We start from the raw sequence: 17,504 nt of genomic DNA, 5'->3' as shown, positions 1-17,504 counted from the left end.
GTCAGCATGTTATAAAACCATAAGTTTATAAAGTCATAAAGAGTAAAAAACTCCCCGTCATCTATTTGGCGGGGAGTTTTTTTTTATTGGGTAATGACAGCCGGCATCACCCCTTTATAGCGGATCAACTTTCAGACAAGAGACTGCATGACGGAAACTACCTTCCAGCAATGGGCGGGTTTTCGCACATTCTGGCCCGGCAATGGGGCAGCGAGTCCGAAACACACAACCCGATGGCGGGTTAATCGGCGAAGGTAACTCCCCCTCCAGCAACTGAATAACTTTCGCCCTCTCCTTATCTGGGTCAGGAATGGGCACTGCCGACATCAGCGCCTTGGTATAAGGGTGCTGCGGATTATGATACACCTCATCATAAGTGCCCAACTCAACAGCATGACCGAGATACATCACCAAAACGCGATCAGAGATATGTTTTACCACCGCCAAATCATGGGCAATAAAAATCAGTGATAATCCCATTTCGCGCTGCAATTGCTGCAACAAGTTCACCACTTGCGCCTGAATTGACACATCCAGCGCAGAGACCGGCTCATCACAAATCACCAACTTCGGCTCAAGAATCAACGCGCGGGCAATACCAATACGTTGACACTGACCCCCAGAAAACTCATGGGGATAGCGGTTGATTAAGTTTGGCAACAAGCCAACCTTCAGCATCATCGTTTTGACTTTATCTTTGACCTCTTGGCGCGGCATTTTGGGATGGTAAGTCCGCAGTGGCTCGGCAATGATTTCGCCAATCGTCATGCGCGGATTCAGTGATGCCAATGGGTCTTGGAATATCATCTGAATATCACTGCGGATGTCGCGCCACTCGGTCGCATTCATGTTAAGTAAATCTTTACCTAACCATGCCACACTGCCGCCAGTTGCTTTCACCAAGCCAATAATGGCGCGCGCAAAAGTCGATTTACCACAACCTGACTCACCCACCACACCGAGAGTTTCACCTTCATACAGACGCAGTGTCACGCCATCAACGGCTTTCAATGTTTTTGCGGGTTGCCAGAACCACTGTTTACCGTCCTGAATATCAAAATGAACTTTCAGGTCGGCCACCTCCAACAAAACTCTCTTCTCTGTCATGGCACTCATACCAACTCCCCTACTGGCTTGTAGCAGGCGCGTAAACGGCCTTCACCAAAATGCTCCAATGCGGGTGCCGTAGCGCAGCGATCCATGGCATATTGGCAACGGGGCTGGAACGGACACCCTTTCGGCAAGCGCAGTAAATTCGGCGGATTACCCGGTATCGTCATCAAAGCATCGCCTTCGGCATCCAGACGAGGAACCGCATTCAGCAGACCAATAGAATAAGGGTGGCTTGGGTGATAAAACAGATCGCGGGCCTGACCATACTCCATCGTTCGCCCTGCATACATCACCAAAACTTTATTACAGATACCGGCAACCACCCCCAAATCATGGGTGATCATGATGATCGCGGTATTGAACTCACGCTTTAGTTCATTCAGCAAAGTCATGATTTGAGCCTGAACTGTAACGTCCAGTGCGGTGGTAGGTTCATCAGCAATCAATAACTTAGGCCGACACAGCAGCGCCATCGCAATCATCACCCGCTGGCGCATACCACCAGAGAATTCATGTGGATACATGCGCATACGTTTACGTGCTTCCGGCATTTTTACCGCATCCAACATGCGGATTGACTCCTCGAACGCTTCACTTTTACTCATCTTTTTATGCAGTTGCAGCACTTCCATTAGCTGCTCCCCCACCCGCATATAAGGATTCAGTGAGGTCATTGGGTCCTGGAAAATCATCGAGATCTCTTCGGCCCGCAAACGGTTCAACTGTTTCTCTGGCAGATTTAAGATCTCCCGGCCATTAAACTTCGCCGAGCCGCCTATCCGGCCATTACTGGCGAGCAGCCCCATCAAGGCAAAAGCTGTTTGCGATTTGCCAGAACCGGATTCGCCCACGATGCCTAATGTTTCCCCGGCACGTAGATCAAAATTGAGTGCATTGACGGCAGTCACATCACCATCCGGGGTACCAAAGGTCACGGTGAGATCTTTTACATCCAACAGAACTTTTTGTTCCAACAACATAGATTGCTGAACAGCAGAGTGATTATCAATAGTCGTCATGGTGCTACTCCTCAGCGATCTTTCGGGTCGAGGGCATCACGCAGGCCATCGCCGATAAAGTTAAAACAGAACAGAGTCACGACCAGAAATCCGGCAGGAAACATCAGTAACCATGGGGAGACCTCCATTGAGTTGGCACCATCACTCAACAATGCCCCCCAACTACTGAGTGGCTCTTGTGTGCCTAAACCGAGGAAACTCAGGAAAGATTCAAACAAAATCATGCTGGGAACCAGCAAAGAAGCATACACCACCACCACGCCCAAAACGTTCGGGACGATATGACGCAAGACGATATTACGCGTGGAAACACCCCCCACCAGTGCCGCTTCGATAAACTCCTTCCGCTTCAGGCTTAATGTCTGCCCACGAACAATACGCGCCATATCTAGCCAGGAGACCATACCGATCGCCACGAATATCAGCAGAATATTCTGACCGAAGAAGGTCACCAGCAGAATAACGAAAAACATAAACGGAAATGAGTTCAGGATCTCCAGCAAGCGCATCATCAGGGAGTCAACTTTCCCCCCCAAATAGCCCGATAACGATCCATATAGTGTGCCGACAACCACAGCAACCAGTGCCGCAGCCACCCCCACCATCAATGAGATTCGACCACCAATAGCGACACGAACCAGCAGATCACGGCCAGAGGAGTCGGTGCCGAAATAGTGCCCGGACTCAAGATCAGGAGCCGCCGACATCATGCCCCAGTCAGTATCCGAATAGCTAAACTGCGCTAACAGCGGGGCAAAAATCACAAACAGAGTAATCAACATCAGGATCACCAAACTGGTGATCGCCGCGCGGTTATGAATAAAGCGGCGGCGGGCATCCTGCCAAAGGCTGCGCCCTTCCACTTCCAGCTTTTCACTGAAAACTTCCAGAGCTTCGCTATTTTTCTTGCTCAACATAATTGGCGTGCTCCAGTGCTAGTAACGGATTTTCGGATCGATAACGGCATAGAGCACATCCACGATCGCATTGAATAAAATGGTTAAAGCGCCGACCAAAATGGTCAAACTCAAGACCAGAGAGTAATCGCGGTTTAACGCTCCGTTAACAAACAGCTGGCCTATCCCCGGCAAACCGAAAATAGTTTCAATCACCATTGAACCGGTAATAATGCCAACAAACGCAGGCCCCATATAGGATAAAACGGGCAGCAGTGCCGGTTTTAGCGCATGGCGTAAAACGATAGTGCGCAGCGGTAAACCTTTCGCGCGCGCGGTGCGAATAAAGTTGGAGTGAAGCACCTCAATCATTGAACCACGGGTAATACGCGCGATACTGGCAATATAGGCCAATGACAACGCCACCATCGGTAAAATAATATACTGCGGCGCTCCGCCGTTCCAACCACCGCCCGGTAGCCATTTCAATATAATGGCAAAAACCAGAACTAATAGCGGTGCCACCACAAAACTCGGGATCACCACTCCCGTCATGGCAAACCCCATGACGGTATAGTCCCACTTGGTATTTTGGTTTAACGCCGCAATCACGCCAGCACTAACACCCAATACCACGGCGAGCAAGAATGCAGCAAATCCGAGTTTAGCTGAAACAGGAAACGAGGCGGAAACCAACTCGTTCACCGTGTAGTCTTTATATTTAAATGAAGGCCCGAGATCACCTTGTGCCAGTTGACCCAAATAATTGAAATATTGCTTATAAACAGGGTCGTTGAGGTGATATTTCGCCTCAATATTAGCCATCACTTCGGGTGGAAGATTACGCTCACCGGTAAATGGACTACCAGGGGCGAGACGCATCATAAAGAATGAGATGGTTATCAAAATGAATAGTGTCGGAATCGCTTCCAGACAGCGGCGTAGAATAAATTTTAACATTGCCTGTACCTTTAGCCTCTTACTGCAAATACCATCAAGCAATCAGGGCAGCACGCCAGTTAAGCGGCTGCCCCAAAGATATTAATGCTTGATAATATAAAGATCTTTAACGTGCATATTATCCAGCGGATCTTTACCGGTATAACCACCGACATAAGGTTTCACTAAACGGGCATTCACGTAATAGAACAGTGGCACAATAGCAGAATCTTTATCCAGCAATACCTCTGCTTGTTGGTACAAGCCAGCACGCTCTTTTTCAGATTTAACTTTCAGCGTATCTTGTATCAGCTTATCAAACGCCGGGCTTTTATAATGCACAGTATTATTACTGCTGTCAGAGAGCATCATGTTCAGGAATGAAGAGGGTTCATTATAGTCAGCACACCAGCCGGCACGGGCAACATCGAAAGTCCCTTGATGGCGAGTATCGAGGAAGGTTTTCCACTCCTGATTTTCCAATTTAACCTCAACACCCAGATTTTTCTTCCAGATCGATGCCGCAGCAATCGCCAGCTTCTTATGCAGGTCAGAGGTGTTATATAACAGGTTGAATGTCAATGGCTTATCTTTGGTGTAACCCGCTTCTGCCAGCAACTTCTTCGCCACTTCATTACGTTTTTCTTGTGTCCAGCTAAACCACTCTGGTGGCGTCAGTTCAGCACCACTGGTGTACGGCGGGGTGAAGCCATAAGCCGGTAAATCACCCTGATTTTTCACTTTGTTCACGATGATATCGCGATCCATACCCAGCTTCAGCGCTTCACGAACGCGAGCATCGGTGAATGGTGCTTTTTGGTTATTGATTTCGTAGTAATAGGTGCACAGGTAGGGGTCAACATGAACTTCTTGTGGGATCTCTTTTTTCAGTTTCTGGAATAACTCGATCGGCATATTATTATAAGTCATGTCGATTTCACCGCTGCGATAGCGGTTAACGTCAGTCACTTCAGAAGAGATCGGCAGGTAAGTCACTTGATTAATTACTGTTTTCGCGTTGTCCCAATAAGTGGGGCTGCGCTCTAACGCGATACGTTCGTTAACGACCCAGTCTTTCAGCTTATAGGCACCATTACCAACAAAGTTCTGTGGCTGAGTCCACTTCTCACCAAACTTCTCAACCACCGTTTTATTAACCGGAGACATAGATGGGTGAGCTAACAGTTTATCCAAATAAGGCACTGGCTCGGTCAGCGTGACTTCCAGAGTGTGGTCATCCAACGCTTTTACACCCAAAGTATCAGGTGATTTTTTGCCGGTAATAATATCGTCGATATTCGCGATATGCGCATATTGAACATAGCTTGCATAAGGAGAAACTGTTTTAGGGTCCGCCAGGCGTTGCCAGCTATAAACAAAATCCTGTGCCGTTACAGGGTCACCATTTGACCATTTTGCATCTTTACGAAGATGGAAAGTCCAGACTTTAAAGTCTTTATTATCCCAGCTCTCTGCCGCACCCGGCAGGATCTTGCCGTTAGGATCATTAATCACCAATCCTTCCAACAAATCGCGTGAGATATTTGATTCTGGTACACCTTCAATTTTATGTGGGTCCAGTGACTGAGGTTCAGAACCATTATTACGGACTAAAACTTGTTTCTCTGCCAGTTGTACGCCAGCTGGCACATTAGCTGCAAAGGTATTGCCTACAGCCATCATACCCAAGGCAGCAACAATGCCTGCGGCCAGGAGACTTTTCTTCGTGATGTTGGTCATGCTTATATCCACTCCAGTTTTTATTATTGCATCGCCCAGTGACCGGGCAAGCTTCACCTTTAAAAGGTATTTTTAATTTACATCGTCCGGGGAACGAATCCGGCAATGTAACACCCCATATGTATTAGCATCAGGTTGAAAAGCATACTGTGCTATACATCCCTATTACTTGGCCTATCGGCCTATAGCCTTCTACTTTTATAGCCGTCATTATCCCAGTGAGTGGCAACAGCCGGAATAATATGGCCATTGGCATCATTACTCACCAGCCCCTCTAATAGATTCAGAGTAATATTAGTTTCAGGGTTACCTTCAACCTTATGCGGATCTAAAGAAGCCACTTCATTACCATTATTAATGGTAATGCTCTGATCTATCGCTAATGTCTCACTGCCAGGAACGACTGCCGCGATTGATAGCGCTGAAAATGACAAACCCAGAATAGTGCTCATTATAGCCAGTGGTCGCTGCTTAAGCTTTATTTGCATTTCTAACCGCCCTTTTATGAGATTTGTGATGTTTTTCTCAAGGTTTGCATTAATCTGCCGCCCACAACGACTAGCAATAACTATTCCAGAAATCAAAATTACGGTTCAGTTTCGTTGAAAAAATAAGAAATGTCTCATCAGTGAGTTGACCGAAAACTAACAGATGCCGAAATCTGACGCCAATAATTTTTACAGAAATGTTAAGCAATTCTCTTTTCTACTGAATGACTAACGATAGTAGCTATCTGTATTTGTATGCTTATAAAACACCAATGCACTGTTTTTATTAACTTTAATTGATTTCCACTTTAGCTTTATGGCGAAAAAGAAGTCATAAATCTGGCCAAAGACACATAAAGTTAACATTTTCACTGTAGCCAGAATAAACCCCTACTCATGAGGGTGTAATCACTAATAACATCTAGCTAAATTCAGCACAAGCCCTACAGAATGATGTGAGCATTTTAACAACAAATAGCGTGGTAATTTTAATCGGCAGGATGGTTTGGCATTGATTAAAGATGAATAAATAGGTCTTAAGCTAAATTATTTATGCAGAACAGCTATTACTGCAACATTAGGGTGCAATAGAGTAAGCTTCATACACTATTTGCACCAAAATAATGCTTAACCATTTGAATATCATGATGACATAACAACAAAAGACCACCGGTAATATAACCAGGTGGCCTCTCGACTATCAGAAATTGGGATGGGATGAATAGCGATGGAGAATTAAAGTAGCCCGGGGAAAAGCGCCTTGATTCCGGTGACAATAAATTCGATACCTAATGCCATCAGCAGTAACCCCATAATACGGGTTATAACGTTGATGCCGGTCTGCCCTAACAATCGCACCAATAGTGGTGCGGCACGGAATAAGAGCCAGCAACAAAACGCAAATAGAGCAACAGCAACGGTTAATCCCAGTAAGTTCTGCCAACTGTGGTAGCGAGAACTCCAGACAATCGTTGAGCTGATCGCCCCCGGCCCGGCCATCAATGGCAATGCCAGTGGCACGACACCAATACTTTCGCGAACCGCCGTCTCTGTTTTTTCCTGCTTGTTCTGCTTATCCTCACCGAGTTTGCCGCTGATCATCGACATCGCAATGCTGACAACCAGAATGCCACCGGCAATACGGAATGAGTCAATAGAAATACCAAATATCTTCAGGATGGCATCACCCAAAAACAGGGAGATCCACAAGATAATGGCGACCGAAAGGTTAGCGGTCAGGTTGGTTTTATCCCGCCCGGCAGCCGCCTGATAACTGGTCATACTGATAAATACCGGCAAAATACCTACCGGGTTAACCAGGGCAAATAAGCCAACAAAAAACTTGATGTAACCTGAAAGGTCCAACAGTGATTGACTCACACATCACTCCGCGAAATTGCTGATAAATACATCACAGATTACAGGTCATTATAACTAATGCCCCAAGACAACACCGCTTACGGCTTAAGGATAGAAAATTTGCAACGTAAAAAATATCACCATTTACAGACGCCAGCCGGCATAACTCCACGACTTGATCGTAGTTCTTTCCACTAGAAATAACCCTTAGGACAACACCACAGCAGATATCCGCGCTAATGTAATAGAATTAGCCACAGGAATCCATGGAATAAACCAGCATTTATATATGAAGAGTTCCCGCTATTTAAAATGATGATTATTGTTAATTTTCTGTAGTGTTAGTGATGTTTTAACGTCATTAAGTGTCAATTTATAAGCACAAGTGATAATTACTCTCAACAAATAATAGCTGAATGGTGTCAGCTTGACGATTTTGTGATTTAAATCACGAAAAACATACCTAAGAATAGTTAAGCTCTGGTCAGTGGTAGAGAAGAACATCACTAAGAAATAGGGTAAAAGGTTGAAAGTAGCATTTTATCCCTAGCTTTATTCCTAGTGAAGAAAAAGCTCTTTCAGTAAATTAGCGGTAAGAATGAGAAAGTAGGGTATAAAAACTATCTCTATTTGTTCATACAGCATGCTAGAGCCTGTCTATACTAGTTGCTTCAACAGCTCATTTACTAAAAGAGTTTAACATTATCAGGAGAGCATTATGGCTGTAACGAATGTCGCTGAACTTAACGAGCTAGTAGCACGCGTCAAGAAAGCCCAGCGCGAGTATGCCAACTTCACTCAAGAGCAGGTTGATAAAATCTTCCGCGCCGCAGCCCTGGCTGCAGCAGATGCCCGTATTCCCTTAGCCAAACTGGCGGTAGAAGAGTCAGGTATGGGTATTGTGGAAGATAAAGTGATCAAAAACCACTTTGCTTCTGAATACATTTACAATGCCTACAAAGATGAAAAGACCTGTGGCATTCTGGAAGAAGATAAAACCTTTGGTACTATCACTATCGCTGAGCCAATCGGCTTAATCTGCGGTATCGTACCAACGACTAACCCAACCTCTACCGCCATCTTCAAAGCATTGATTAGCCTGAAGACTCGTAACGGTATCGTGTTCTCTCCACATCCACGTGCTAAAGACGCAACCAATAAAGCCGCAGATATCGTGCTTCAAGCCGCAATCGCCGCAGGTGCGCCAGCAGATATTATTGGTTGGATTGATGCGCCGACGGTTGAGCTATCTAACCAACTGATGCACCACCCAGACATTAACTTGATTCTGGCAACCGGTGGCCCAGGCATGGTTAAAGCCGCTTACAGCTCTGGTAAGCCAGCTATCGGTGTAGGTGCCGGTAACACCCCGGTTGTTGTTGACGAAACAGCTGATATCAAACGTGTTGTTGCATCAATTCTGATGTCTAAAACCTTTGATAACGGTGTGATTTGTGCGTCAGAACAGTCGATCATTGTTGTTGATTCAGTTTATGACGCGGTTCGCGAACGTTTCGCCTCCCACGGCGGCTACCTGTTACAAGGTAAAGAGCTGAAAGCGGTTCAGGATATCATCCTGAAAAATGGCGGCCTGAACGCAGCCATCGTTGGTCAGCCAGCGACTAAAATTGCTGAAATGGCTGGCATTAAAGTGCCAAGCAACACCAAAATTCTTATCGGTGAAGTTAAAGTTGTTGATGAATCAGAGCCATTCGCTCACGAAAAACTGTCGCCTACTTTGGCAATGTATCGTGCGAAGAGCTTCGAAGACGCTGTTGAAAAAGCAGAAAAACTGGTGGAAATGGGCGGTATCGGCCATACATCATGCCTGTACACCGACCAGGATAACCAGCCTGCACGCGTTAAGTATTTTGGCGATAAAATGAAGACCGCCCGAATTCTGATCAACACCCCTGCCTCACATGGTGGTATCGGTGACCTGTATAACTTCAAAGTAGCGCCATCACTGACGCTGGGTTGCGGTTCTTGGGGTGGTAACTCCATCTCTGAAAACGTCGGTCCGAAACACTTGATCAACAAGAAAACTGTGGCTAAGCGAGCAGAAAACATGTTGTGGCATAAACTCCCGAAATCTATTTACTTCCGCCGTGGCTCCCTGCCTATCGCGTTGGAAGAAGTGGCAACTGACGGTGCAAAACGTGCCTTCATCGTGACTGACCGCTACCTGTTCAACAACGGTTACGCCGATCAAATCACCAGCGTACTGAAATCTCACGGAATCGAAACTGAAGTCTTCTTCGAAGTGGAAGCGGACCCTACCCTGAGTATCGTGCGTAAAGGTGCAGAGCAGATGAACTCCTTCAAACCAGACGTGATTATCGCGCTGGGTGGTGGTTCACCGATGGATGCCGCAAAAATCATGTGGGTGATGTACGAACACCCTGAAACCCACTTCGAAGAGCTGGCATTACGCTTTATGGACATCCGTAAACGTATTTACAAGTTCCCGAAAATGGGCGTGAAAGCGAAAATGATCGCGGTCACAACCACATCAGGTACCGGTTCAGAAGTGACACCATTTGCGGTAGTTACCGACGATGCAACTGGCCAGAAATATCCATTGGCTGACTATGCATTGACTCCAGATATGGCAATCGTTGATGCCAACCTGGTTATGAATATGCCTAAGTCTCTGTGTGCCTTCGGTGGTCTGGATGCTGTTACCCATGCGCTGGAAGCTTATGTCTCTGTATTGGCTAACGAATATTCTGACGGTCAGGCCCTGCAAGCGCTGAAACTGCTGAAAGAGTTCCTGCCAGCCAGCTACCATGAAGGGGCAAAAAATCCGGTTGCTCGTGAACGTGTTCACAACGCCGCGACCATTGCCGGTATCGCTTTTGCCAACGCCTTCTTGGGTGTCTGCCACTCAATGGCCCATAAACTGGGTTCTGAGTTCCACATCCCACACGGTTTGGCAAACGCCATGTTGATCTCTAACGTTATCCGCTACAACGCGAATGACAACCCAACTAAGCAGACTGCTTTCAGCCAGTATGACCGCCCACAAGCGCGTCGTCGCTATGCTGAAATTGCAGATCATCTGGGTCTGAGTGCACCGGGCGACCGTACTGCACAGAAAATTCATAAACTGCTGGCCTGGTTAGATGAGATCAAAGCTGATTTAGGTATCCCTGCTTCAATCCGTGAAGCTGGTGTCCAAGAGGCTGATTTCTTAGCGAAAGTAGACAAACTGTCTGAAGATGCATTTGATGACCAGTGTACCGGTGCTAACCCACGTTACCCACTGATCTCTGAGCTGAAACAGATTCTGATGGATACTTACTACGGTCGCGAATTTAGCGAAGAGCTTGATGGTGAAGAGGTTGCTGTTGCAGCAGCTCCAGCACCTAAAGCAGAGAAAAAAGCTAAGAAGTAATACTCTTAATGTGCAAACCCCATTTTCGGATGGGGTCAATCACTAAAGAAATAACCCCCACTAGCAATCGTCTATTGGGGGTTTCTTTTTATCATCACACTTCGCCCTATTCTCTATCCCCAATGGGCCACCACGGCGACTTGCCCCTCCCCTTTAGTCTCAGCCATAAATGAATAATAAATCCCGCTACACTCTCTAGCCCCACGCCCATTAGGCATGACAATGTTACCCACATTCGCCAATAGAGGGTGCTCAAGAAGAACTGACGTGACCCAATAATTGGCGTACCTCTAGGTTGCAATATCAGGATGGCAACATTGGGTAAAATAGAGAGATAAACATCACTGTAAATGTTCTAACTAAGGATAGGGTGTAAAGCCGATGCTTTTAACCCAACACAACGTATTTAACAGCGCTGTATTGGGCGGTGTGGCATGAACGCATTAGAAGGCAAGTTACCCCACGACATACAACAAAAATCCCGTGAGACACCCTTTAGCGCATAATTAGCGCTTAAGGATAATGTTAAAGGCAAGCAGCTTTAATCGCTTCTTTATAGTGACGTCGGCAGACCGAGACATAGCTCTCATTGCCGCCAATAACAACCTGTTCGCCATCATGTACCGCTCTTCCCTGCTCATCCAGGCGCAATACCATGTTTGCTTTGCGGCCACAGTGACAAATCGTTTTTAACTCAACTAATTTGTCAGCCCACGACAACAAATATTTGCTACCGGGAAATAGCTCGCCGAGAAAATCGGTGCGCAAGCCGTAACAGAGAACAGGGATATGCAATTCATCTACCACCTGACACAACTCTTGAACTTGCTCTTTAGTCAAAAATTGGCACTCATCCAGTAAAATGCAGTGAACCGAATTTTCCTGATGCGCTGTAGTGATAATGGATAATAGCGATGTGTCGTTATTATAGAGCAGAGCCTGCGAAGATAGACCAATACGAGAACTGACGGTCCCAACACCAAAGCGGCTATCTATCTCCGCCGTAAACACTAAGGTACGCATACCCCGCTCTTGGTAGTTATAAGAAGACTGCAACAGCGCGGTGGATTTCCCTGCATTCATCGCAGAGTAATAGAAATAAAGTTGAGCCATGGGCCCGTAACTCCAGTAGTATAATAAATAGTCATAGTGACGGCGTACAGATAGTCTATCATAAATTCACTCTTTACGTGGCGCAGACCATCGCTCTATATTACTGTTTTCTCTATTAAGTAATGATTGGATTAATGAAATTGATAGCACCTTCATTTGAAACTTCTCGCTATTATTAGGTACATTACATGACCAACTTCACAATATTGATACAGCGAGAACATACTGTTTGAACATTAACCAGATTAGAGAGAGAAAAGCCGCCAGGTTGGATATCCACTCCGCACGATTGGTTCATTAATGATACAAGTAATGTGCTGTCATGATTAATTCGTAAAATAGCGATAACAAATATTCTCAGAATCTGACAAATCCAAGACGGCACCCTTTTTTTCCTTACTGAATCTTTCGTAGCGCCTATATCAATATCCTGATTCTCTGTGTGCTCCGTTATTGTGCATACCAACATGGATAGAAGGCTATTTTTGCTTTATTGATATAAAGCAAACTTATAACTTAGTGAGAAAATCATGTTCTCGTGTAGGGTCATTAGCGAGCAAAATGAACTTTTACGTTAAAAAAACACGGCGAATAACAAGACTCCATCGCTTATTAGTAGCAAGCAGCAACTTTTCGCTAATAAAATACGTAAATTCGAGGATGCTAATCAAATTGGCTATTGCAGAAATTAAAATAGCACTCTATTATTATCCAGACGCCCCCCCACCAATTATAATTTGAGACCAGGACAATGAGCGAAGCGTTAAAGATTCTTAACAACATCCGTACTCTACGTGCACAAGCACGCGAATGCACTCTTGAAACTTTAGAAGAAATGCTGGAGAAACTTGAAGTGGTCGTTAACGAACGCCGCGAAGAAGATTCTCAAGTACAAGCTGAAATTGAAGAACGCGAACGTAAATTGAGCCAATACCGTGAAATGCTTATTGCTGACGGTATTGACCCAAATGAACTGCTGCAAACTATGAGTGCAACTAAAGCTACTACTAAAGCAAAGCGTGCTGCACGCCCAGCTAAATATAAGTATGTAGACGAAAATGGCGAAACGAAAACCTGGACAGGCCAAGGCCGTACTCCAGCAGTGATTAAGAAAGCCATTGAAGAAGAAGGCAAATCATTGGATGATTTCCTGCTGTAATAGTATTCGTTAATTTACTATTGCGATAAAAATACCCTCCTATAATACGGGGGGTATTTTTTTATCCGTCTCAAGTGTCTCACCAATCATAGTTGAAGCCCCTACCGCAGTTTCGATGAATTAACGTACAACCGGCAAGTCACAGTTGAGCTAAACATATCCACTTCGATAAATAACCTTCTGTTATCACTCTGTTTGTAACACCATAAGAATACTCTGTTAATTTATTGCATCGCAATAATTCATATAGCTAGAGTAACTGAGCCTTTTCATAATTTTACAATATGGAAGAGTATTTAACTCAAACTGCGAACTGAGTTCACCCGGATGAGGGTTGAGTACAAAAAGGAAACACATTTGATTTTGTACCCAACACATAATCATTTTTTACGCTTATTTCACGCGATTAATCGACAAACCACGACCGATGCCATAATAAGTAAACCCTCGGCTATTTAAGCGATCTGGATCGTACAAATTACGCCCATCGAAAATAACTGGTTGTTTTAATCGAGACTTGACCACGTCAAAATCAGGCGCTCTAAAATTCTGCCACTCCGTGCAAATAATCAAAGCATCAGCTCCCTGTAGTGCCGACTCTTTTGTACCCATTAATTTTAGGTCATCTCTTGCACCATAAATGCGCTGAGCTTCATCCATTGCTTCTGGGTCATAAGCTTGAATAATCGCCCCGGCCTGCCATAGTGCCTCCATTAAAACCCGACTTGGAGCCTCACGCATATCATCTGTATTGGGTTTGAATGCCAATCCCCAAAGAGCAAAGGTTTTACCGGCAAGTTGTGAATCAAAATGATGCTGAATAAAATCTGTCAGTTTATACTTTTGTTCGTTATTGATTTGCTCCACAGCCCGCAATAACTGGGGCTGATAATCGCAACTTTCTGCTGTCCGAATTAATGCCTGGATATCTTTTGGGAAGCAGGAACCACCATAGCCACAACCCGAATAAATGAAATGGTAGCCAATGCGTGAATCAGACCCAATACCTTGCCGTACTTTTTCGACATCAGCACCAACTCGCTCCGCTATATTAGCGATCTCATTCATAAAACTGATTTTTGTTGCCAGCATACCATTTGCTGCATATTTGGTCAGTTCCGCGCTGCGCACATCCATAATTAGCAATCGGTCATGATTGCGGTTGAATGGCTCGTATAACTCGCTAATTAAATCAATCACACCATTATCATTCGTATCAATACCAATAACGATACGCTCAGGTCGTTTGCAGTCTGCAACAGCAGCCCCTTCTTTTAAAAACTCAGGGTTTGAAACCACATTGAAGGCTATTTCCAGGCCCCGCTGCTGTAGAACAGCTTTTATCCTTTGTTGCACCTTATCCGCAGTACCCACAGGGACTGTAGATTTATCAATGATGACTTTAGGGCTATCCATATATTTAGCAATGGTGCTAGCAACTTCCAGTACATATTTAAGGTCAGCGGCCCCATCCTCATCAGGGGGAGTACCCACGGCAATAAATTGAATACAGCTATGTGCAACACCGGCTTCTGCATCTGTTGAGAATCGAAGTCTGCCCTCCTCATAATTTTCTTTTACCAAAGGTGCCAGACCGGGTTCAAAAATAGAGATACGGCCTTTTTGTAGGTCAGCAACCTTTTTTGCATCGACATCGATGCAGAGAACATCATGGCCAACTTCAGCAAGTACTGCGGCCTGGACGAGTCCTACATAGCCAATACCAAAAACCGTTACTTTCATTCGTTCAATCCTTCAGTTTCAACAAAATAAGGAACCTACAGCCAACCATTATCAGGAACTAACCTTAAGTTAGCCTGAGGCGGCACGACCTTATTGCAGCGAATAATAAAATCTGATTAAAAATTCTCAGACATAAGTAAGGAGAAAAGTATATCAATCGATATTTCGCGCATCTCGCACATACTCATTGATTGATACAAATTAGGCCTATTTCAAAAGTCCGTTATAGAACCATTTATATTCGCTGGGAAAATGAGGTAAATAAAAGAGAGGGATACATTAATTATATGAACTAATTATTGTGCTACTTATACAAGAGATGAATTACTCATCGGCTGAAAGCATCAACCTTAAACGACTCCCGCCGCCCCAAACTTGACATTGCCACGCGTCACAACGCTGACTAATTTGATTTAAGTGAGCCGTTTTTAACGTACCTAATGGCACCCCATTACTGAGTTGAACCTGGTTTTTCCCTGCGCTAACATTGGCATGTAAACCCGCCGAGACCAAAATTAAATTCTGATACTCCACATGATAATAGCCAACGAGCAAGGGAAATTGCCCATCCAGATGGGTACGCCTTAATAGTTGATTAACCTGTTTGAGTAGAGATGACATTTGCGGCAAACGCTGTTGTTGATGTGCCAAATGCTCTTGTAAGATCCCGTTAAATAGTACGCGCAGTAGTAGTGCCGCTAAAACACCGTTATCTCCCGCACGGGTAACATCCAGACAATAAAAAGCCAAATCTTTATCTGATAATGCGGCGATATCAAGTACAAGTCCCGGTTGTTCAACCATGGTTAATTGCCGATAATTTATTCGACAATGCGCAATAGTCTGCTGTGCTGGTGGTTGTAATTGTTTTAATAACTGAGCAGCATCATGAGGATTTTTGCGTAGTGCTTCCCAGTCTTGAATAAGTTCTGTCTCTTCAATGGCATGTGAGGTAAATAGCGCAGGATAAAGACAGGCTAACACCACCTCACGCAAGCGATTCAGATCAACTATCGGCTTCAATAAGACGTCTTTTACCCCGAGGCGTAAGACTTTTGCGATATCCGTCATTTTATCGGTAGCTGATATAACGAGAACCGGGATTTTAACCCCTTGAATGAGTAAGCGTTCAACAAACTCAATCCCCCCCATTTGGGGCATAGCGAGATCACAAAGTATCAAGTCTGGAGACTCGATTTTAAGCTGTTCTAACGCCTCCAGTCCGTTTGCCGCCTGATGAACCACAGCGCCAAGTGAGCTAAGGAATTCTGCGATGACAGTACGAAAGACTGTTTCATCCTCGACAACTAAAATATTTTTACCTACTAGTGGTTTTTCCATGCACTGCTTCTCTTGCTAACCTTATACGTAATAGTGGCTCAAAATGATTGATTGTGCTTGTCAGAAACTGTCATGCGCTACCAGACTTTACTGACGCTAGTTTGCCGTTTCGTTGCTACCTAATTAAATGACGCAGTTGCTCAAATCTCTTCTCAGTGGCCAGTTTGCCAGCAGTAATAGCTTCATCTGCACGATGGAAATCCAGCATAGATATCTGTGGGCAATAAGGCTGGATCAACACATCAGGAGGATCGCCTGCCATGCGATTACGCTTCAACCTATTCTCCAGTACCTGTATTGATGTAGACATTATTTCCAGGGCGCTGGGAACTCTATTAGTCACACTGAGTGAAATATTGGCTATTCGTGCCTTCAGGCGTCGATGCCAATTTTCAGACATATCAGACGGTCTGTTTTCAAGGGAGGTTTGCGAAGAGAACAGATCTTGCTGAACAAGATGTGCATCATGTTGCAAATCAACGGCAATAACGACATCAGCCCCCATTGCTCTGGCCAGGGAAACAGGAACAGGATTAACGACAGCACCATCGACCAACCAATAACCATCGAACCAAACAGGGGAAAATAACCCAGGCATACTGCATGACGCCCTGATAGCCTGCTTAATATCCCCTTCTGTAAACCATAATTCGCGGCCTGTGGTTAAATTGGTGACCACCGAACCAAAAGGCAACTGACACTCGGCTATCTCCTGCACTTCTATTATGCTATTTACCGCGTTAAAAACCCGCTCTCCGCGCAACAATCCGCCACGGCGCCAGGACAAATCCATTAAGCGGATCACATCCCAGTAGTTAAATGAACGAACCCAGCGCTCCATCTCATTCAAGTGATCGCTGGCATAAGCTGCGCCAACCAGCGAGCCAACCGAACAACCCGCGACAACATCAACTTTTACGCCCATCTCTTTCAGCACGTTTATAACACCAATATGTGCCCACCCTTTTGCAGCGCCAGCTCCCAGTGCCAGTCCAACCTTGATTTCTCTCATTTTATTTCGTCCATTTAATCGGTTTGGCACTGTATTCATCATCTGAACAAACCAGGTAAAGGGGATATCACCGACACAATCACTTAGCTCTTAAATTAGTGGGCAACAGTTTACCTGTCACTCAGAAGGAAAACGTATATTCCTCAATCTGAGTGATAGCCTGACTTAAAAAACTATAGTGAATA

At 45.1% G+C, this 17,504-nt stretch carries 12 protein-coding genes and 1 pseudogene; 2 read left to right on the top strand and 11 right to left on the bottom strand.

Translation table 11 applies throughout. From position 1 onward, the window contains the following. Nucleotides 1-114: 114 nt before the first annotated feature. The 7 genes and pseudogenes from oppF to HRK25_RS15350 form a co-directional block, all read right to left on the bottom strand. Complete coding sequence (oppF, locus tag HRK25_RS15380) at nt 115-1,116, bottom strand: murein tripeptide/oligopeptide ABC transporter ATP binding protein OppF (RefSeq protein WP_032898559.1); 1,002 nt, start codon at nt 1,114-1,116, stop codon at nt 115-117. Further along, nucleotides 1,113-2,132, bottom strand: a complete 1,020-nt coding sequence (gene oppD, locus HRK25_RS15375) for an ABC transporter ATP-binding protein (protein ID WP_005277513.1) — start codon at nt 2,130-2,132, stop codon at nt 1,113-1,115. The genes oppF and oppD overlap by 4 nt, the downstream gene beginning before the upstream one ends. 11 nt (nt 2,133-2,143) lie before the next feature. After that, nucleotides 2,144-3,052, bottom strand: coding sequence for an oligopeptide ABC transporter permease OppC (oppC, locus tag HRK25_RS15370; protein ID WP_049600517.1), 909 nt, complete (start codon nt 3,050-3,052; stop codon nt 2,144-2,146). Between the two features lie 15 nt (nt 3,053-3,067). Further along, the gene (gene oppB, locus HRK25_RS15365; RefSeq protein ID WP_005277516.1) at nt 3,068-3,988 is read right to left on the bottom strand and encodes an oligopeptide ABC transporter permease OppB; all 921 of its coding nucleotides are present in this window, start codon (nt 3,986-3,988) and stop codon (nt 3,068-3,070) included. Nucleotides 3,989-4,069: 81 nt separating this feature from the next. Continuing rightward, nucleotides 4,070-5,707, bottom strand: a complete 1,638-nt coding sequence (gene oppA / locus HRK25_RS15360) for an oligopeptide ABC transporter substrate-binding protein OppA (protein WP_005277518.1) — start codon at nt 5,705-5,707, stop codon at nt 4,070-4,072. A gap of 197 nt (nt 5,708-5,904) precedes the next feature. Further along, nucleotides 5,905-6,195: pseudogene (locus HRK25_RS15355) on the bottom strand (oligopeptide ABC transporter substrate-binding protein OppA); the annotation flags it as partial. 735 nt (nt 6,196-6,930) lie between these two features. Further along, a complete protein-coding gene (locus HRK25_RS15350) occupies nt 6,931-7,575 on the bottom strand; it encodes a YchE family NAAT transporter (RefSeq protein WP_005277523.1) in 645 nt (214 codons plus the stop codon). Nucleotides 7,576-8,272: 697 nt separating this feature from the next. Here HRK25_RS15350 and adhE point away from each other — a divergent pair. Next, on the top strand, nt 8,273-10,951 hold the full coding sequence (adhE, locus tag HRK25_RS15345; RefSeq protein ID WP_005277528.1) for a bifunctional acetaldehyde-CoA/alcohol dehydrogenase: 2,679 nt from the start codon (nt 8,273-8,275) through the stop codon (nt 10,949-10,951). Between the two features lie 525 nt (nt 10,952-11,476). On the opposite strand, the gene HRK25_RS15340 is transcribed toward adhE, so the two are convergent. Beyond that, nucleotides 11,477-12,064 (bottom strand): thymidine kinase, encoded by a 588-nt coding sequence (locus HRK25_RS15340; protein WP_005277531.1) that lies wholly within the window; start codon nt 12,062-12,064, stop codon nt 11,477-11,479. Nucleotides 12,065-12,815: 751 nt separating this feature from the next. Here HRK25_RS15340 and hns point away from each other — a divergent pair. Then, complete coding sequence (hns, locus tag HRK25_RS15335) at nt 12,816-13,223, top strand: histone-like nucleoid-structuring protein H-NS (RefSeq protein WP_019210129.1); 408 nt, start codon at nt 12,816-12,818, stop codon at nt 13,221-13,223. Nucleotides 13,224-13,616: 393 nt separating this feature from the next. Here the strand turns inward: hns and HRK25_RS15330 are convergent, their stop codons facing one another. The 3 genes from HRK25_RS15330 to rssA all read right to left on the bottom strand — a co-directional run bounded on the left by HRK25_RS15330 (nt 13,617) and on the right by rssA (nt 17,319). Then, complete coding sequence (locus HRK25_RS15330) at nt 13,617-14,966, bottom strand: UDP-glucose dehydrogenase family protein (RefSeq protein WP_005277533.1); 1,350 nt, start codon at nt 14,964-14,966, stop codon at nt 13,617-13,619. 324 nt (nt 14,967-15,290) lie between these two features. Then, entirely contained in the window at nt 15,291-16,307 is a 1,017-nt protein-coding gene (gene rssB / locus HRK25_RS15325; RefSeq protein ID WP_005277535.1) for a two-component system response regulator RssB, read from the bottom strand. A gap of 115 nt (nt 16,308-16,422) precedes the next feature. Next, entirely contained in the window at nt 16,423-17,319 is an 897-nt protein-coding gene (rssA, locus tag HRK25_RS15320) for a patatin-like phospholipase RssA (RefSeq protein ID WP_032898562.1), read from the bottom strand. Nucleotides 17,320-17,504 lie beyond the last annotated feature (185 nt).

Origin of the sequence: Yersinia bercovieri ATCC 43970, assembly GCF_013282745.1 — a bacterium.
In the GTDB taxonomy this organism is placed as follows: domain Bacteria; phylum Pseudomonadota; class Gammaproteobacteria; order Enterobacterales; family Enterobacteriaceae; genus Yersinia; species Yersinia bercovieri.
Note: the sequence above shows the minus strand (reverse complement) of the source record. Positions and strands in the feature narration are given on the sequence as shown.